The 19357-nt window shown below is 44.6% G+C and carries 19 protein-coding genes; all 19 read left to right on the top strand.

Features of this window, described 5'->3' with window-relative positions; translation table 11 throughout:
- Window positions 1-5: 5 nt before the first annotated feature.
- Entirely contained in the window at window positions 6-1247 is a 1242-nt protein-coding gene (gene xseA, locus SCJ97_09000; protein MDW7740175.1) for an exodeoxyribonuclease VII large subunit, read from the top strand.
- On the top strand, window positions 1237-1494 hold the full coding sequence (gene xseB, locus SCJ97_08995; protein ID MDW7740174.1) for an exodeoxyribonuclease VII small subunit: 258 nt from the start codon (window positions 1237-1239) through the stop codon (window positions 1492-1494). Before xseA ends, xseB begins: the two co-directional genes overlap by 11 nt.
- A 2-nt stretch (window positions 1495-1496) precedes the next feature.
- Window positions 1497-2381 (top strand): polyprenyl synthetase family protein, encoded by an 885-nt coding sequence (locus SCJ97_08990; GenBank protein MDW7740173.1) that lies wholly within the window; start codon window positions 1497-1499, stop codon window positions 2379-2381.
- 73 nt (window positions 2382-2454) lie between these two features.
- Window positions 2455-3084, top strand: coding sequence for a cyclodeaminase/cyclohydrolase family protein (locus SCJ97_08985; protein MDW7740172.1), 630 nt, complete (start codon window positions 2455-2457; stop codon window positions 3082-3084).
- Between the two features lie 69 nt (window positions 3085-3153).
- Window positions 3154-4092 (top strand): tetrahydrofolate dehydrogenase/cyclohydrolase catalytic domain-containing protein, encoded by a 939-nt coding sequence (locus tag SCJ97_08980; GenBank protein MDW7740171.1) that lies wholly within the window; start codon window positions 3154-3156, stop codon window positions 4090-4092.
- Between the two features lie 188 nt (window positions 4093-4280).
- Window positions 4281-4418, top strand: coding sequence for a hypothetical protein (locus SCJ97_08975; GenBank protein MDW7740170.1), 138 nt, complete (start codon window positions 4281-4283; stop codon window positions 4416-4418).
- Between the two features lie 322 nt (window positions 4419-4740).
- A complete protein-coding gene (locus tag SCJ97_08970; GenBank protein ID MDW7740169.1) occupies window positions 4741-5325 on the top strand; it encodes a hypothetical protein in 585 nt (194 codons plus the stop codon).
- 10 nt (window positions 5326-5335) lie between these two features.
- Window positions 5336-7225, top strand: coding sequence for a 1-deoxy-D-xylulose-5-phosphate synthase (gene dxs / locus SCJ97_08965; GenBank protein MDW7740168.1), 1890 nt, complete (start codon window positions 5336-5338; stop codon window positions 7223-7225).
- A complete protein-coding gene (locus SCJ97_08960) occupies window positions 7222-8052 on the top strand; it encodes a TlyA family RNA methyltransferase (GenBank protein ID MDW7740167.1) in 831 nt (276 codons plus the stop codon). Before dxs ends, SCJ97_08960 begins: the two co-directional genes overlap by 4 nt.
- A 68-nt stretch (window positions 8053-8120) precedes the next feature.
- Complete coding sequence (locus tag SCJ97_08955) at window positions 8121-8972, top strand: NAD(+)/NADH kinase (GenBank protein ID MDW7740166.1); 852 nt, start codon at window positions 8121-8123, stop codon at window positions 8970-8972.
- A 46-nt stretch (window positions 8973-9018) separates the two neighbouring features.
- Window positions 9019-10731, top strand: coding sequence for a DNA repair protein RecN (gene recN, locus SCJ97_08950; protein MDW7740165.1), 1713 nt, complete (start codon window positions 9019-9021; stop codon window positions 10729-10731).
- Window positions 10732-10749: 18 nt separating this feature from the next.
- Window positions 10750-12861 (top strand): sigma 54-interacting transcriptional regulator, encoded by a 2112-nt coding sequence (locus SCJ97_08945; protein ID MDW7740164.1) that lies wholly within the window; start codon window positions 10750-10752, stop codon window positions 12859-12861.
- A gap of 47 nt (window positions 12862-12908) precedes the next feature.
- Window positions 12909-14054 carry an acyl-CoA dehydrogenase family protein gene (locus SCJ97_08940; GenBank protein ID MDW7740163.1) on the top strand — a complete coding sequence of 382 codons (1146 nt, stop codon included), beginning with the start codon at window positions 12909-12911 and terminating at the stop codon, window positions 14052-14054.
- 20 nt (window positions 14055-14074) lie between these two features.
- On the top strand, window positions 14075-14626 hold the full coding sequence (locus SCJ97_08935; protein MDW7740162.1) for an NUDIX hydrolase: 552 nt from the start codon (window positions 14075-14077) through the stop codon (window positions 14624-14626).
- 106 nt (window positions 14627-14732) lie between these two features.
- Window positions 14733-15620 carry a site-specific tyrosine recombinase XerD gene (xerD, locus tag SCJ97_08930; GenBank protein ID MDW7740161.1) on the top strand — a complete coding sequence of 296 codons (888 nt, stop codon included), beginning with the start codon at window positions 14733-14735 and terminating at the stop codon, window positions 15618-15620.
- Window positions 15595-16788, top strand: coding sequence for a phosphopentomutase (locus SCJ97_08925; GenBank protein ID MDW7740160.1), 1194 nt, complete (start codon window positions 15595-15597; stop codon window positions 16786-16788). The genes xerD and SCJ97_08925 overlap by 26 nt, the downstream gene beginning before the upstream one ends.
- Window positions 16789-16839: 51 nt before the next feature.
- Window positions 16840-17583, top strand: coding sequence for a hypothetical protein (locus SCJ97_08920; protein MDW7740159.1), 744 nt, complete (start codon window positions 16840-16842; stop codon window positions 17581-17583).
- 90 nt (window positions 17584-17673) lie between these two features.
- Window positions 17674-18303 carry a site-2 protease family protein gene (locus SCJ97_08915; protein ID MDW7740158.1) on the top strand — a complete coding sequence of 210 codons (630 nt, stop codon included), beginning with the start codon at window positions 17674-17676 and terminating at the stop codon, window positions 18301-18303.
- A gap of 61 nt (window positions 18304-18364) precedes the next feature.
- Entirely contained in the window at window positions 18365-19351 is a 987-nt protein-coding gene (trpS, locus tag SCJ97_08910; GenBank protein MDW7740157.1) for a tryptophan--tRNA ligase, read from the top strand.
- Window positions 19352-19357: the final 6 nt, after the last annotated feature.

The raw sequence follows: 19357 nt of genomic DNA, 5'->3' as shown, positions 1-19357 counted from the left end.
AGGTATTGAATAACAACCAAATGCAAAAAGATATACTGATTTTAAAAGTATCTGAGATTAATCGTTATCTGAAAAACCTGATCCAGGGCGATCCCCGTTTAAGGGATGTATGGATCTCCGGTGAGCTGTCAAACTTTAAGCATCATCGTTCAGGGCATATGTACTTTACAGTAAAGGATGCGGTTTCTTCGCTGCGCTGCGTGTTTTTCCGTCGTGAAAACTCCCTGTGCTCTTTTAAACCCGAAGACGGCATGGAAGTTATCTTGCACGGTAACATAGGAGTATATGAACCTGACGGCGTTTATCAGCTCTACGTTGCCGAAATGGAACCGGCAGGATTGGGTTCGCTTTTTATTGCTTTCGAGAAGCTGAAGAAAAGGTTAGCAGAAGAAGGATTATTCCGTGAAGATCATAAAAAAGAGCTTCCCAGGATACCGAAAAAAATCGGGGTCATAACATCACCGACCGGAGCTGCTCTTCAGGATATACTGGCTATCCTGCAAAAAAGGTTGCCAACAGTAGGGGTGGTAGTAGTTGAAAGCCTTGTCCAGGGTGCCGGGGCAGCCCGTGATATTGTCCGGGCTTTCGATATACTGCAGAAAACCAAAGATATTGATCTGATAATCCTTGCCCGTGGGGGAGGCTCTCTGGAAGACCTCTGGCCCTTTAATGAAGAAATTGTGGCCAGGGCAATTTATAGCTCAGGAATTCCGGTAATTTCTGCCGTGGGCCATGAAACAGATTTTACGATAAGCGATTTTGCCGCCGATTTCAGGGCTCCGACTCCGACCGCAGCAGCGACGGCAGCGGTGCCTGACCGCAGAGAACTGCTTGAATCACTTGATAACCTGAGAGACAGGGCTTTAATAACCCTGCAAAGAAGGTTACAGCAGGAAAAACAGCTGCTTGACTATACGGTGGGTGAGAGATTTTTCCGTATACCTGTGGAACGTTTGCGGATAAGCAGGGAAAAACTGGGACAGTTTATTGAAAAGCTGCCCAAAGAGATGATCCGACTGCTGCAGATAAAAGGAATGCAGCTTTCCAATCTTCTTGATAAGCTTGAAAGTTACAGCCCTTTTGGTGTGATGGACCGGGGTTACAGTTTTTGCCGCGACGAAAAGGGTAAAATTATCCGTTCAGTACATGAACTGGAAATTGGAGAACTTATCCAGCTTACCTTCAGAGATGGGCGGGCTGAATGCCGTACAGAAAAGATCGAGGAGGAAGTTTTGGGTGAAGGATAACAAAATAGAGAAGATGAGTTATGAAGAAGCAGTGAAACGGCTTGAGGAGATTGTAAACAGCCTCGAAAATGCCGAAATACCGCTTGAAGAATCGCTGAAAGCTTTTCAGGAGGGTATAGCACTGTCACGTTATTGTCGTGAGAAGTTGGCGGATATTGAGTGCCGGGTTGAGTATCTGCTTAAAGAAGAGCAGAAGGCCATTGGTACGACCCTCTGTAATGATCAAGATGTAGACAGTGGAGAATAAAAATGGAAGAAATTGAGCTTTACATGACCAGGCAGAAACAAAATATCGATCATACCCTCCTGCAAATTTTCAAAACCTTACAGGCAACCTCTGTTTCGAAAGCGATGCATTACAGTGTAGAGGCGGGAGGGAAAAGATTGAGGCCGATCCTTGTCCTGGCCACAGCAGAAACACTTGGCTCAAAAGAACCTTCAGTGATTAATATAGCATGTGCCCTGGAAATGATTCACACTTATTCGCTCATTCATGATGATCTACCTGCAATGGATGACAGCGATCTCAGGAGGGGTGTAAAAACATGTCATAAGGTCTATGGAGAAGCGGTCGCCATCCTGACCGGAGATGCCCTATTGACTTTAGCTTTTAAGCTGCTGGCTGATTACGGATTAGAAACAGGAAGAGGGATAAATGCCCTGCGAATTATCGGGTTAATTGCCCGGGCAGCAGGAGTTGAAGGTATGGTTGGCGGTCAGATTCTAGATCTAGAGGCTGAAGGGAAAGAGCTGTCAGCAGCAGATATCCATGATATTTCCCGGTTAAAGACCGGCGCCCTGATTAATGCTGCTGTTCTTGCCGGTGCGATTGCCGCCGGAGCCTCCGTCGAAGAGGAAAAAATCTTGGAGCGTTATGCCCTGCATATAGGAACGGCTTTTCAAATTGTCGACGATATTCTCGATTATGAATCTACTGAGGATATGATGGGGAAGCCCGTAGGTGCCGATCAGGATCGACTAAAGGCAACATATCCGGCAGTCTACGGCCTTGAAGAGGCAAAACAAAAGGCTGAGTCACATTATAATAAGGCTCTTGGAGCTTTGAAAGAACTGGATAAACCGACTTTTTTACTTGAAATGCTGGCTAAAAAGTTTGTTTACCGGACCAGGTAGCTGCGCTTGCCGGTCGGAATGGAAAGAAAAGTTTCCGGTAAAAATATATAAATAAAAATAGGAGGTTATCGTAATGGCAATGGCCGAAAATAGCTGTGCGCATTTTCTGGAAGTTCTTGCTTCCAAGGCGCCGGTTCCCGGAGGCGGTGGTGCTGCCGCGATGGGTGGTGCAATCGGAATGGCTCTTTCAAACATGGTAGGCAATCTGACAGTTGGGAAAAAGAAGTATGCCGAAGTTGAGGAAGAAGTCAAAGAACTTTTAGGCAAGGGCACAAAGATTATTGAAGAGCTGAAAAAACTGGTAGACAGGGATGCAGAGGTATTTGAGCCTTTGGCAAAAGCTTATGGGTTACCGAAAGATACGCCTGAACAGGTTGCACACAAAGAGAGAGTAATGGAAGAATGTTCAATTGAGGCTTGTTCGGTTCCAATGGAAATAATGCGTAAATCTTATGCCGGGATAAAGATTCATGAAAGAATGGGCCAGATCGGCTCAAAGCTGGCGATTTCCGATGTAGGGTGTGGGGTAGTATTTCTGAAAGCGGCATTGATCAGCGGTCAGTTGAACGTGTTGATCAATCTTGGTTCAATCAAGAATGAAAAATTTGTTCAGGAAACAACCGATGAAATGAGCCGCCTGCTTGATGATGGCATCAGGGTGGCAGATCAGACGTTGGAACTGGTAATCTCGAAATTGACTTGAGCAGTAGCTTTAATTGCCTCAAAACGGCAATGAGATAAATATCTTTATAAGACGAAAGGGGTAAATATAATGAGTTTGGTTATTGATTGTGTAGCTATCGGTGAAGAACTGATGAAAGAGATTGTAAAAGAAACAGGAGAGCTAAAGGCAAAGGGTATCACACCCGGCATTGCAACTCTATTGGTAGGAGATGATTTCGGTGCGAACATGTACCGCGGCCAGGTAGAAAAATTCTGCGAAGAAGCTGGTTTTAACTATGTTAACATGAATCCTGCAGCTGATGTTTCAGAGCAAGAAGTTATAGAGATCGTCAAGAAGCTAAATGATGATCCTGCCGTCAGCGGTATTTTACCTTTAAGGCCTTTTCCGGAACAGATCTCTGACAGCGCAGTAATTAACACGATTGATGTTAATAAAGATATCGACTGCTTCCATCCATTTAACATGGGGAAACTGGCACTTGGCGAGGTAACATTCCCGCCCGCTACTCCGGCAGCGGTTATCGAAATTTTGGAACGGTATGCCCGTGGAGAAGAAAAAGTTGATCCCAAAGATTTCTTTGAAGGAGCAGAAATAGTCGTAGTCGGCCACTCCAATATTGTAGGTAAACCGGTTGCTTATCTGGCAGTAAACCGCAATGCAACAACCTCAATAACCCATGTATTCACCAGTATGAAAGGCAACCTGGCGAAGCATACAACCGGAGCTGATATTCTGATTGTTGCAGCCGGAAAAGCGGATCTAATCGGTCCCGATCTGGTAAAAGAGGGAGCTATTGTGATTGACGTTGGGATTAACCGGGTTAAGGTTCTTGATGAAAAAGGAGAGCCCGTTCTTAACGATAAAGGTAAACCGAAATCGAAGACAGTCGGTGACGTTTCATTCGAAGCAGTTAAAGATAAAACTAAGGCTATCACACCGGTTCCGGGCGGTGTTGGCTCTGTTACAAACAGGATGCTGATGAAGAATGCCCTTAAAGCCTGTAAAATGAGTCATGGGCTCCTCTAAAGCATGAATTAGGATGCTTCAGTATAGTTGAGAAGAAATTACAGTTATGCTATAATATATGTCGATAATCTGACATAAGTGGTGCAGTATTCTAGTTGGCGTCCCTTTCCGAGAACGGGCCTAAAAATCCGTTAAGGGCACATCGATGAAGTTCCTGGTGGTGGCTGCCGACGCCCAGTTGGGAGCTGTTGCTGGGAGTTAAGGAGGACGGGGCGATCTACAATGGCATGTGGGCGATGACCCTGCCTTCGCGGAGACCCATGTTGGTTGTTTGCTGCTTATGGCAGCGGCTACTGCATGGGTATGAACCTGTATGCGGTGAATAGCTGTGTGCAGTGTAGCCTGCCTTGAGTGGAACGGGTGGAGGGAATGAATTCTTAAACCCCTTCTGCAAAAGTGGCTAGGAGAGATCAGACGCCAGTGAGGAAATCTTCTAGACTGCTCTCGAAAGAGAAGCAAACAAGGGATTAAAGTGTGAGCTAAGTGGTAATCCAGCTCCTCTGGTGGTGACACAGTGGGGATAGTCTTAAAAGGGAACTGCCTGGTCGGTAACGACAGGTGATTATCCGGGAAATCCTGCTGGACCTAAGCCGCAAAGTTTACCTGGTTTGCTACCACTTATGTTTCTTTGTACAAAGGTGATGTTTTTTGACCAACAATCGAAAAAACCGAAGCCGTGTTCGCTGGATCGTTACTGCATCGATCTGGACATTTTTTCTGGCAATTATTCTCGGCTTTATCACGCAGTTTTTTGTTAATGAAATCAGGTCAATTATCTTCTCTTTTTTCATATTATTCATAGTTGTAATCCTTGGAATATCATTTGATTTAATAGGAACCGCAGCGGCTGCGGCAAAGGTAGCTCCATTAAATGCCAAGGCGGCAAGGAAAGTTGAAGGAGCAAAAATCGGAGTTTATCTTGTCAAAAATGCAGAACAGGTAGCAAATTTCTGTAATGATGTTGCCGGTGATATCAGCGGTATAATCAGTGGTACACTTGCTGCAGTAATTGTATTGAAGATTGCTATGACATTCACATTTGAACAGGCTGAATTTTACCTGGGCATATTGTTAACAGCAGTTGTGGCTGCATTTACAGTTGGAGGAAAAGCCTGGGGCAAAGTGATTGCCATTAACAATTCAACTGAAGTTATTATGCTGGCCGGTTTGATTATAGCCAGGCTTCAAAAGCCTTTAAGATGGTTCAGGCAGCGCGAAAATAATTCGGGGTGAAAAGAAAAGCATGAAAAGCTTTACAGGGTCTTTAAAATTACCTGAGGATTTAAAAACACTCAGTGACGAGCAGTTGAAAATAGTTGCCGCTGAAGTGCGTGAATATATGATCAGGACGGTAGCGGACAATGGGGGACACCTTGCCGCCAGCCTGGGTGTTGTTGAACTCTCTATTGCCCTCCACTGCAACTATAACAGCCCTCTGGACAGAATTATCTGGGATGTGGGACACCAGAGTTATCCTCACAAACTGCTCACGGGAAGATGGGATGAATTTGCATCGTTGAGGCGCTACAAAGGTCTATGTGGTTTTCCAAAACCATCTGAAAGCGAACATGATCCTTTTGCAACCGGCCACAGCAGCACATCTATTTCGGCAGCACTGGGCTTTGCCCAGGCCCGGGATCATTTGGGTAATAAGTATAAAGTGATTGCTGTTATCGGTGATGGGGCGCTGACAGGTGGTATGGCCTACGAAGCGCTGAACCATGCCGGGCATATTAAAGCTAACCTGATGGTGATCTTGAATGATAACAAGATGTCGATCGGATCAAACGTGGGAAGCATGTCCGCTTACCTGGCGCGGCTTCGTTCCGACCCAAAATATTCGCGGTTAAAAGAAGATTTTGAGCACTTTGTTAAACGTATACCACTGGTTGGAAATAAAATTGTGCATACTGCAGAGCGAATTAAAGGCGGACTTAAATATTTGATCATGCCCGGTATGCTTTTTGAAGAGCTTGGATTTACCTATTTCGGACCTGTTGACGGGCACAACATAAAAGCGATCAGGAATGTGCTCAGGCAGGCTGATAAATTGAAAGGACCTGTGCTGGTTCATGTTGTAACGGAAAAAGGAAAAGGTTACAGTTTCGCCGAGGAATCACCGGATATATTTCACGGCGTGGGACCTTTCAACCTGTCCAATGGCCTGCCACTCAAGAAGAAGAGCCCGACCTACACAGAAGTATTCGGTAAGACAATGCTGAAATTAGCTGAAGAAAATGAAAACCTGGTGGCTATTACAGCTGCAATGACAGCCGGAACAGGATTGAATAAATTTTCAAAGCGATATCCTGATCGATTCTACGATGTTGGCATAGCTGAACAGCATGCTGTTACCATGGCAGCAGCACTGGCATCTGGAGGAATGCGTCCGGTAGTTGCTGTATACAGTACTTTTTTGCAGAGGGCTTTTGATCAGATGCTGCACGATACATGTATGCAAAAACTCCCGGTTATATTTGCCATTGACCGGGCTGGCATCGTCGGTGAAGATGGTGAAACGCACCAGGGTCTCTTTGATTTGACCTATCTGCGCAGTATGCCGAATATGGCGATCATGGCTCCTTCGAATGCAGCTGAAATGCAGAATATGCTTTACACAGCGGCAAATTACAAAAAGGGTCCGGTAGCGATTCGTTATCCAAGAGATAAGGTTAGCGATCCAGATCTTAAGGAGCCACAAATTGTCCCCTGGGGTAAAGGTGAACTGCTGCAGCAAGGAGAAGATATTCTACTCATTGGTGTCGGGCCCGTTGTCGAGTCAGCGATGCAGGCAGCAGAAAGGCTGATCTGGCAGGGTGTTAAGGCCGCAGTTATTAATGCCCGTTTCGTTAAACCGCTGGATGAAGAACTGATTGCCAGTTGGGCGCTTAAGTGTGGAAAAGTTATAACCATTGAAGAAAATATTCTGGCCGGCGGTTTCGGCAGCGGCATTGTTGAAATGTTTGAAAAAAAAGGAATAGCTGCTCCTGTGAAGAGTCTGGCTATAGATGATCGTTTTGTCGAACACGGCACCAGGGCAGAGATTCTTACCTGCTACGGACTGAATGCAGAAAACATTTTTAACGCTGCCCTGGCTTTTTGCGGTAAAGAGGCAGTGAAGGAGATCAATTGAAGCAAAAATCAAAAAAAAACAGGTTGGACCGGATATTGATAGAAAGCCGGCCTGATTTCAGCCGTAACCGTATTCAGGCTGAAATCATGGCCGGCAATGTATTTGTAAATGGAATACCCGTGGATAAACCGGGGATGCCGGTTGATATTACTTCAGAGATTATGATCAGGGAAACAGAAAATCCTTATGTTAGCCGGGGCGGATTAAAACTGGAAGGAGCATTAAATGATTTCTCTTTGAATGTTACTTCCTTGTCTATCCTGGATGTGGGAGCATCAACCGGTGGTTTTACAGATTGTCTCCTGCAAAAAGGAGCAAAAGAAATATTTGCACTTGATGTGGGCTATGGGCAGCTGGCTTATAATTTGCGTGTCGATCCAAGGGTTAAAGTATTTGAACGAACTAATATACGCTATGTTGAACCCGGAGATTTGCCTGACAAAATTGACCTTGCCGTGGTCGATGTATCGTTTATCTCTCTACGGAAAGTTTTGCCTGTATTTCATCGACTAAGTATTTCAACTGTTCTGGCCCTGATCAAGCCTCAATTTGAAGTGGGGAAAAAAGATGCTGACAGGGGCGGAGGTATCATCAGAGATCCGGCTCTGCATAAAAAGGTTATTGAAGATATAATCAGTGATGCCGGGAAAATCGGTTACTGTCCTGCGGGAATAACATTTTCCCGTCATCCCGGGCCTAAAGGAAACATTGAATTTTTCATTCTCCTGAAAGATCCCGGAACAGGACCATGTTACGATGTCGAAGATATGGGAAAACGTATTATTGAAACTGTTCAAAGAGCACACAAGATATTGATGAAGAAGTAACTAATACAGAAGGATCTGAAGGCGCGGCGAAGAATTTTATTTTTAGTCAGATCCGCAGGAGGTTCTTCGTGAAAAAAATTGGTCTAATTCCTAACTGGCACAAAAAAAACTGCAGCCTTGTGGTCGATAAAGTACGCCATTTTTTCAAACAGAGAAAAATAAAATTACAGATTACCGATAGCGAACAGGCAGATTTTTACAGTGAAAAATCACTGGCCGACCAGCTGCAATCATGGCATGATCGTGTTGAATTGATCATTGTGGTGGGCGGAGACGGGACAATCCTACGTGTAGCCAGAGATCTGGCCTGCTGGGAGGTACCCGTGCTCGGTATAAATTTAGGACATACAGGTTTTCTGGCTGAAATTGAAGTTGAACAGATGGAGCGTTTCCTCCAGTATATAGCTACCGATCAGTATTCTTACCAGGAAAGGATGATGATTGAAGCCTGGCTGGTCCGAGAGGAAGAGGAGTTGGGCCGTTATCTTGCCCTGAACGATATTGTAATCTCACGGGGACCTTTTTCCCGAATTATAAATGTGGAAACCTATATTAACAAGGATTACCTGGAACGATATTCCGGTGATGGGGTGATAGTCTCCACTCCTACAGGCTCAACAGGATATTCACTTTCTGCAGGTGGTCCTATTGTCAACCCAACGATGGAACTATTTGTGATTACCCCGATTTGTCCTCATAGTTTATATAACCGGTCAGTGATTATAAACGGAACCGATCAGATGAATCTGCGTATTGATTCCCGCCAGGTTCAGGTTGTCCTTACCGTTGACGGCCAGGTCAGATTTGCCCTTGAAGATAACGATCAGGTTTATATTCACAGTGCCGGGCAAAAGGTTAAAATGGTCTGTTTTGATGATTATTCATTCTACAGAATGCTGCATCAGAAACTTAAGGCATAAGTCCAATCGCATGATTATTTATTAATATTATTCGGGAGGAAAATATATGCTCGTAGAGTTGAGGGTTAATAATTTTGCACTAATTGAAGATCTTACCTTTAACTTTAATTCCGGTTTGAATGTTTTAAGCGGTGAAACAGGAGCCGGTAAGTCAATTGTCATCGGAGCAATTAACCTGCTGCTCGGTGACAGGGCAGCGGTGGATCAGATCAGACAGGGCTGTGAAGAAGCATATGTCGAGGGAATAATCTGCTGCAGCGGTTTTATCCGGGAGGAGACGGACCGGCTGTTATCTGAAGCTGGAATAGAGAGTGATGAAGAGTTATTTCTGGCCCGTGAAGTTTACCGCAGCGGGCGCAGTATCGCCAGGGTAAATGGGAGAGCAGTTCCCGTATCTTTTTTGAAAGAGCTTGGCAAATATCTTATTGACCTGCATGGACAGCATCAGCACCAATCACTTTTGCGCCCGGAACAACACCTAGAACTGCTTGACTCGTTCGGGGGAGAAGAAATAGGTAATTTGCGTGTGAAACTTGAAGAACTCCATAAGAAGAGCAGAGATAAAAGGAAAGAGCTTTCTTTACTCGGTGAAAACAGTGCTGAACGCGAGCGTAAACTAGATATATATAGTTTTCAGATACAGGAGATCCGTGCTGCAGCTCTGATTAACGGGGAGGATGATGAACTATTAAACCGCGAAAGACTTCTCGCTAATGTAGAAAAAATCAGTATTGCCACAGCCAAAGTCTATGAAAATATATATGCCGGTGAAGAATCGGGTATGATACCGGCACTTACCGACAGCTTGAGAAGCTCTGAAGCGATGTTAGCGGAAGCGGCAAAGGTTGATCCGGATTTGAATCCTTTGGTTGAACTACTGGGAAGCGCTTCAACACAGCTTGAAGAGGCAGCACACGAGTTGCGAAATTACCAGGAAAAACTTGAGTTTGAACCGGGTGAACTGAACAGTATCCAGGAACGTCTGAATTTGATCAATACTCTGAAACGAAAATATGGATCAACTATCGGGGACATTCAGAAATTTGCTGAACAGAGTGAGTCAGAGATGGAACGCCTGAAAAACAGTGAGGCGGTGGCTGCAGAACTCGAGGAAGAGATCAGGAACCTGGAAAAAGAGATGTATAAAATAAGCCTGCTAATTCATAGTATCCGGGTGGATACTGCAAAAGTTCTTGAGTCGAAACTGGAAGAATGCCTTGATGAACTTGCTCTTCCAAATGCACGGTTTGAAGTGAAAATTGAGGAAAAAGAAAACATCACCCCAAAAGGACTGGATCATGTTGAATTTCTTTTTTCGGCAAACCCAGGGGAAGAAGTTAAGCCACTGGCAAAAATTATTTCAGGCGGAGAGGTCTCCCGTGTCATGCTTGCCCTGAAATCGATACTGGCCAGGCAGGATGTTATGCCCACCCTGGTTTTTGATGAGGTGGATGCCGGTATAGGCGGTGTTACGATTCAGGCTGTAGCAGAGAAACTGGCCAGCCTGGCGATACACCACCAGGTAATGTGTGTAACGCACAGTCCACAGATAGCTGTTATGGCAGACAGGCATTTCCGTTTATTTAAGGAAAAGATCGGAGCGAGGACAATCACCTGCTCAGAGATTGTCGTAGACCAGAGCAGGCGGGAAGAGCTGGCTCGTATGCTGGATGGTGCGGGTATAGATCAGGTAGGCCTGATGCACGTCGACAGCCTTCTCGAGAGGGCTGAACGCTTTAAAAAAGAATCTGTCCGCTAAGTTAACGGGGGTTTTCAGATGCTTCTTGAAGATATGATGACGCGGAAATTCGCGACATTGCAATCAGAAAGTACCCTCCGGGAAGCTGTCCGGTTACTTCGGAACAGTCAGCGAGACGGATTGCCGATCCTTAACAGTGACGGAACTCTCGCCGGAATATTTACAAAGACAAACCTGTATGATGTTTTACTGAAAAATATTGACATGGGTGACACTATCAGCGGTTATTATAACCCGAATGTGGTGAAAATTTCAAAAGACTTAAGCTATGATGAAGTGATTGACGCCGTTCGCCGGATTCCTGTCGGAACCGGAGTAGTAGTTGACAGGGAAGATAAGGTGGTTGGCCTTTTTACCAAGGTGGAGCTTATTACCGCTCTTTTTAAGGAAGAGAGACTGCTTAATACCAGGTTAAATGCTATGTACCAGGCCATGCACAATGCATTGATTTCAATTGACGAAAAATGTCAGATTAACTTTATAAACCGTGCGGCTGAGCAGCTTTTTAGTTTAGATCATGAGGAAGCAGAAGGTAAACGGCTTACTGACATTCTACCAGGTCTCGATATGGGCAGGGTTCTGGAAGATGGTATTGTGGAAATTGGTATGAATTATTCAATTCATGAGACCAAAACAGTTGTTAACAAAACGCCACTGATTGATAACGGACGGGTTATCGGAGCAATAGCCATTTTTCAGGATCTGACTGAACTTGAACTGATCGCAGAAGAAATGAGTACGGTCAAAAGGTTAAACCAGACCCTGAGAACAGTGCTTGATATAGGCTACGATGCACTGGTTGTTGTTGATGAAATGGGCAAGATAGTTCTTGTAAACCGTATATTTCTCGATTTTATACGTCTCGAAGAAAATTCAGTTATGTCCAGGCCGGTCAATGAGATACTTGAAAACAGCAGGCTGCATGTTGTTAGTAAAACCGGCATTCCGGAAATTAATGATATACAGTTTATTGATGGTAAACCCTATGTGGTATCACGACTGCCCATAGTCAGGGACGGGCAGGTTATCGGCGCTGTGGGAAAAATCAGTTTCAGAAGAGTAGATGAATTAAGAGAACTTGCCGGAAAACTGGAAACCATGAACAGCAGGTTGACCCACTTTCAGGAAGAGTTAAAAAAAGAAAGATTTCAGAAACATCCATATACATTCGATGATATAATAACGATTAATCCGGCCATGCAGAGGTTGCTAAGAGAAGCACAACAGGCGGCACAGGGTTTATCAACGGTGCTGATCAGCGGTGAAAGCGGCGTAGGAAAAGAACTTTTAGCACAGGCTATCCATCAGGCTGGGTTACGCCAGAACGCTCCATTCATAAAAGTTAATTGTGCCGCAATACCTGAGAATCTTCTCGAAACAGAATTTTTTGGCTATGCTCCCGGAGCTTTTACCGGGGCTCATAAAAATGGTAAAAAAGGCCGATTGGATCTGGCAGATGGCGGAACACTTTTTCTCGACGAAATCGGTGATATGCCCCTAACCTTGCAGGGCAAGCTCTTAAGAGTTTTGCAGGATCAGGCTTTCGAAAGAATTGGTGGAACTTCAACCATCCGGGTCGATATCAGATTCATTGCCGCAACAAACCAGCGGCTTGAGGAAAAAGTCAATGCCGGCACCTTTAGAAAAGATCTATATTTCAGGCTTAATGTGATACCGCTTCCAATACCGCCACTACGAGAACGGGTTGAAGATATACTGCCTTTGGTCCATGCTTTTTTAAGAAAGTATAACCTCATATTCGGTATGCAAGTTAGTGATATAACTGAAGATGCTTTAAGTGTGCTCCGTGCATATAGTTGGCCGGGTAACATACGTGAACTTGAAAACGTTGTGGAGCGGGCGATGAACTTTACAGGAGAGGATACAATCAGGGTTGAGCATCTTCCACCCCAGATACGAGCGGGGTCTGAAATCCAGAGGAGTGAGCCTTTAAATAACAAGGAAGATCCACCTATTCCAGATTATCGGTGGAAAAGAGACGAACAGGAACGGGACATGATCAGCAGAGCGCTTCAACAGTCCGGAGGTAATAAAAGCAGGGCTGCAAGGACTCTTGGCATGAGCAGGTCGTGGCTCTACGAAAAAATGGATAAACTTGGAATTAAATAGGAAGTAATTATAAAAAGGAAATCATTATATCAAGAGGAGGAAGGAAAATGGATTTTGAATTATCAACCGAGCAGCTGGCCATGCAGAAAATGGCTCATGAATATGTTGAGAAAGAAGTTATCCCCATAGCGGCCGAATATGATGAAAAAGAAGAGATGCCTGTGGATCTGGTTCGCAAGATGGTTGCTGAGGGTTTTGCTTCAATTAGTATACCTGAAGAGTATGGCGGAGCAGGGATGGATGAAGTTACTGTCTGTATCGTTACCGAAGAGCTGGGACGTGGCTGTGCCGGTATTGCAACCGGTGTAGGTGCAAACTCACTCGCCTCTCTGCCGATTCAACTGGCCGGAAATGAAGAACAGAAAGAAAAATACCTTACAGATATCTGCAGCGGAAAGCTTGCCTCATTTTGCCTTACCGAACCGAATGCCGGGTCGGATGTAGGTTCGATTTCGACAACTGCAATAAAGGATGGCTCAGATTATGTAATTAACGGCTGTAAATGTTTTATCACAAACGGCACCTATGCCGATTATTATGTTGTTTTTGCCATCGTAGATCCTAAGCGAGGAGCCCGGACACTTACCCCTTTTGTTGTGGAAAGAGGAACACCGGGGATTGACGCTACCCGAAAAGAGAAAAAAATGGGCATCAGGGCCAGTAATACGGCGCATGTTATCTTCGAAGATGTCCGTATTCCTGAAGTAAATATGTTGGGCAAGGAAGGCAGTGGTTTCAGAGTTGCCATGGAGACATTTGATATATCGAGGCCGATGATTGCTTCACTGGCTGTAGGAGTGGCCAGAGCAGCATATGAAGCTGCAGCCGATTATGCCCGGGAAAGAATCCAGTTTGGAAAACCGATCATTCAGCAGCAGGCAATCCAGTTTATGCTGGCTGATATGGCGATGGAGATTGAGGCTGCCCGCTCCCTGGTACTGAGGGTAGCCGGCATGATCGGGAAGACCGAGAAACGCCTGTCGCCTTATTCTGCTATGGCAAAAGCGTTTGCCGGTGATACGGCTATGAAAGTTACCGTTGATGCCCTGCAGGTAATGGGGGGTTACGGTTATTGCCGGGAATACCCCATGGAGAAATATATGCGTGATGCGAAAATAATGCAGATTTATGAGGGAACCAACCAGATCCAACGATTGGTAATTGCAAACAGTATAATCGGCGGCAAATTATAATCCGAAATTTACCAGAAAGGATGAGAATAATCAGCGATCATATGAGAGAAGTAACCCTTTCAACGAGTTATCTTTATCGCGGCAGGATTATCAATGTTCGACAGGACAGGGTAAAGGTTCAGAGCGGTAAAGTTGCTTTTCGCGAGGTTGTGGAACACCCCGGAGCAGTAGCGGTATTGGCTGTGAATGAATCAAATAAAGTATTTTTTGTCAGGCAGCACCGTCAGCCGGCCGGGGAAATATTGCTTGAAATACCGGCCGGTAAGCTGGAAATTGGCGAAGAACCACTTAAGTGCGCCCGTCGCGAGCTGCTCGAAGAAACAGGGCTGGAGGCAGAAGATTGGATGGAGCTGATCAGGTTTTATCCCTCGCCAGGTTTTTGTGATGAAATGATTTACCTCTTCCAGGCCGGAAAATTAAGCGAAACAGCAAATCAGAATACTGATCCCGAAGAATTTATAACAGTTGAGAAAATTTCTCTGAATGATGCTGCAGAAATGATAGCAGACGGCAGGATCAGGGATGGAAAAACAATCATTGCTATACAATTTGCCCTGTTAGACAAATTATGATTTGAAAATATTTTAAATTAATTGAGTATATTGATATTTTTATGCAGGTATTTATTTACCTGCCGTTGAAATAATTAAAACTTAGTTTAGTGAGGAAATTTAAGGTATGCAAACGCAGTTAGGACATTACAGTAACTACTTGGCAGTCGAAAAAGGACTTTCACAAAATACCCTGGAGTCGTACCGGCGTGATCTCAAGAAATTTATTACTTTCATGCATAAACATGAAAAGACTAAACCGGTAGATATAAGCCGGTCAGATTTAAACATGTTTATCATCGAATTGAAGAAAAATGGCCACGCTACTTCTTCAATTTCGCGCTGTATTGCTTCTATTCGTTCATTTTTCACTTTTTTACTTAACGAGGGAATGATCGAAAGTAATCCGGCATTGGAGCTGGAAACACCGCGTATAGAAAAAAAACTACCCCGCGTACTTACTACAAAAGAAGTTGATGATCTGCTGAGCCAACCGATTGCCGGAAAAAATAACGGCTTACGGGATAAGGCTATGTTGGAACTGCTTTATGCTTCCGGTATTCGTGTTTCTGAATTAGTCTCGTTGAATCTAACTGACTTTGATCCAAAAGTCGGTTACCTGCGATGCCGTGGTAAAGGCATGAAAGAACGAATTGTGCCTATAGGATCTGTAGCTATTAATTCTGTCAATGAATATATTAAGGGAGCCAGGTCAAAACTGCTGAAAAATAATGGAGAAATTTCCCTCTTTGTAAACCAGCACGGCAAGAGGATGACGAGGCAGGGTTTTTGGAAAATTCTTAAGAAATATGCACGGAAATCGAACATTAACGGTGAAATTACACCCCACACACTGCGCCATTCTTTTGCCACACACCTTTTGGAAAATGGCGCAGACCTCAGATCTGTCCAGGAAATGTTGGGCCACTCTGACATTTCCACTACCCAGATATATACCCAGATAACCAGAAAGAAGATACGGGAAGTATATGACAAAACCCACCCCCGAGCCTGACCAACTCCGGAAGAGAGCAATTATTATTGTCCTGGATGGCGCAGGTGCGGGTGCCTTACCTGATGCAGATGACTATGGTGATCTAGGTTCAGATACTCTGCGTAATGTGATCAGAAAACATGGACCGCTGGACCTGAAAAATCTTTATAGCCTCGGTTTGGGGGAAGCCCTGAAATTATCTTCTGTAAAGAGGATATCAAAATTTTCTCCCGTCTTTTACGGTCTGATGGCGCCTCTTTCACCAGGAAAAGATACTACAAGCGGCCACTGGGAGATCTCCGGTATTGTCATGGAAAGCAGCTTTCCTGTTTTTCCCGACGGTTTCCCTCGGGAACTAATTGATCGCTTTTCAAAAGAGATCGGCCGGGGTGTGCTCGGGAATATCGCTGCTTCAGGAACCGAGATAATTGAGCGACTGGGTGAAAAGCATATTAAAACCGGTTTCCCGATAATATATACTTCAGCCGATAGTGTTTTCCAGATCGCGGCGCATGAGAAAATAGTTCCCTTGGAAACTCTATATCACTGGTCAGAAATTGCCAGGTCTCTCCTGACCGGAAAAAATGCGGTCGGCAGGGTTATTGCCCGTCCATTTGTCGGAGAACCCGGTTCATTTAAGAGGACTGCCGGCAGGCATGATTACTCACTTTCACCTCCGGGTAAAACACTGCTTGATACAGCCATGGAGAGAGGGTATCCTGTAGCTGTGGTCGGAAAAGTTGCCGATATATTTGCCCACCGCGGCATGACGATCACAAGACCCGGAGGGGATAACGATGCCCTGGCTGAAGAGCTGATCTACCTCCTTGAAAATGTGGAAAGTGGACTTATCTGGACTACATTTGGCGATTTCGATACCTTGTATGGCCACCGTAATGACAGCAAAGGATTTGCCCTTGCCCTGGAAAAGTTTGACCGGCACCTTGAAATAATCTTGAAAATGCTGGGAAAGGATGACTTATTATTTATTACGGCTGATCACGGGTGTGATCCCACCTTTCCGACTACAGATCATACCCGCGAATATGTTCCTCTTTTGGCCTGGAATAGAGAAATTCAGCTAAATAAAAATCTGGGAATACGAAAAACGTACGCAGATCTTGCCGCATCAGCTGCTGACTGGCTTGATCTGACAAACCCGGGACCTGGAGTTTCTTTTATTCCCTGATATTACGATCAATTAATAAATCTAATCCTGATCTTGCCGGAAAAGGATACCATGACGAATCTTAGGGAAAAGATAATTGAAAAGCTTTCTCCGGACATTCTGAAACTGCTTGGAAATATATCCGAGATAGCCGCAGACTATGATGCTGATTTATTTTTAGTAGGGGGTGTAGTCAGAGATTTATTGCTCGGATTTCCTGTTGATCAGGATATTGATCTTGTAACTACCGGAAATGCCCTGGTCCTGGCTGATTTAATAACCGGCATTCTTGGAGGGAAAGTGGTCCGGTACAAAAAATTTAAAACGGTGACTATCGATTTCGGAGGAGGACATAAAATTGACCTGGTGACCGCCCGTAAAGAGTATTATCCTTATTCAGGTTCACTTCCGCAAATCGAACCTTCAAATTTGAAAGAAGACCTGGGCAGGCGCGATTTTTCGATAAACGCTCTGGCCTGTTCGCTGGATCCGGAAAATTACGGACATGTCATTGATTACTATAAGGGTCAGCAGGATTTAACAAAAAAGAGAATTCGAGTTTTGCACAGGAATAGCTTTACCGATGACCCGCTCAGAATCATCAGGGCTGTCCGTTTTGAACAGCGATATTCATTTAAAATGGAAAGCGAGACTTATGAACTGCTGACTGCTGCTGTTCAAAATCGCTTGATTAATAATGTTAGCCTCAAACGTCTGAAAAAAGAACTGCACTTGATAAATAATGAACCTGATCCGGCCGTAGTTAAGGAGCGGCTGGTTGCGCTGGGCGTATTTAGCCCGGATCAGTTGACCTGAGAGATATTATCAGCCAGTCAGAGTTTGGATTATACCCCGCGGTCTGCTATAATAAAAAAGTTGTTGATATATAGAAAGGGGGTAGGGGAATTGTTAGGACTGGACCCCATAGTCATAGCACTGCGTATTCCGGCTTTACTCATAGCGATCACATTCCATGAATTTGCCCACGCCAGGATGGCTTATCATTTTGGCGACAGGACTGCAGCCAGGCAGGGCAGAATGAACCTTAATCCCATTAACCATCTCGACCCGGTGGGAACGATAATGATTCTCTTGGTTGGGTTTGGATGGGCAAAGCCGGTACCGATTAATCCGTACAATTTTAATCATTACAGAAAAGGGCTTCGCTGGGTATCTTTTGCCGGTCCCATGGTGAATTTCACGCTCGGGTTTATCAGCATGCTTATATTGCATATCCTGATTAATGCCGGTTTGACCGGCGGTTTATTTTTACAGTTCATTGTAGTTTTAATGCAGCTTAATATTTTACTCGGAATTTTCAACCTTATACCGATCCCACCGCTTGACGGATCAAAAATACTGATGTCGGTTCTTCCGGATTCATATCTGAATTATTACTACCAGTTGGAGAGATATGCACCATTAATTTTAATTGGACTGATCCTGTTCCGGGTTCTTTGGTTGATAATTGAGCCCGCCTACAACCTGGTATTTAATATATTCTCTGCAATTATCCGCTTGATTCCGGGAATTTGAAATGTTTAAGGTGATCGGGAGAGGATAGTGAAGATAATAACGGGAGGCTTAGGTTAATCTTATGGCAAAAAAAAGAATATTCTCCGGGATACAGGCTACAGGAAGCCTGCATCTTGGTAATTATCTCGGCGCTATCAGAAACTGGGTCAGCCTGCAGGAAGAGTATGATAATTTTTACTGTGTTGTCGACCTGCATACGATTACTGTTCCTCAGGATCCGGAAGTTTTACGCGCTAATATCCGGGAAGTTGCCGGGTTGCTTTTTGCGGCAGGAATTGATGAAGAACACTCGGTTGTCTTTATTCAATCCCACGTAAGCGAACATGCTGAACTGGCCTGGTTGTTGAACTGTATTACTCCAATGGGCTGGCTTCAGAGAATGACCCAATTCAAGGAGAAGTCGGAAAAACAGAAAGAAGAGGTCAGCGTTGGACTCTTTGATTACCCTATATTACAGGCAGCCGATATATTGTTGTACGATACACATCTCGTCCCTGTCGGAGAAGATCAAAAACAGCATGTTGAACTCTGCAGGGATATCGCCCAGAGATTTAACTATCGCTATGGTGATATATTCGTGCTGCCGGATGTTTATATCCCTCCGGTCGGAGGCAGGGTAATGGGTCTCTTCAATCCTGAGAAAAAAATGAGTAAGAGTGAAGAGAGAAAAGAGGATGCGATATTTCTTCTCGATTCTCCTGATGAGATAAGAGCAAAGATACGACGGGCAACAACCGATTCCCTGAGAGAAATTAAATTTGATGAGAAGCGACCGGGAATTAATAACCTGCTGACTATATATCAATTGATGACAGGTAAGGAAAGATTGGACATTGAAGACTATTTTGCCGGAAAGTCTTATAAAGACCTGAAAGATGAACTGGCTGAAGTAATAGCTGAAAAGTTGCGCCCGCTGCAGGAAAAGTATAAAGAACTTACCGGTGAAGAGAATTACCTGGACGAAATGTTGGCCAGGGGCGCCGAGCGTGCTCGTGTTCATGCAGGTAATAAATATCAGGAAGTGCTGAACAGCATGGGTCTGCGTTAAAAATTC

This window comes from Bacillota bacterium (assembly GCA_033549065.1).
Classification (GTDB): Bacteria; Bacillota; Dethiobacteria; order DTU022; family DTU022; genus JAWSUE01.
This window is presented reverse-complemented; position numbering and strand designations above follow the sequence as displayed.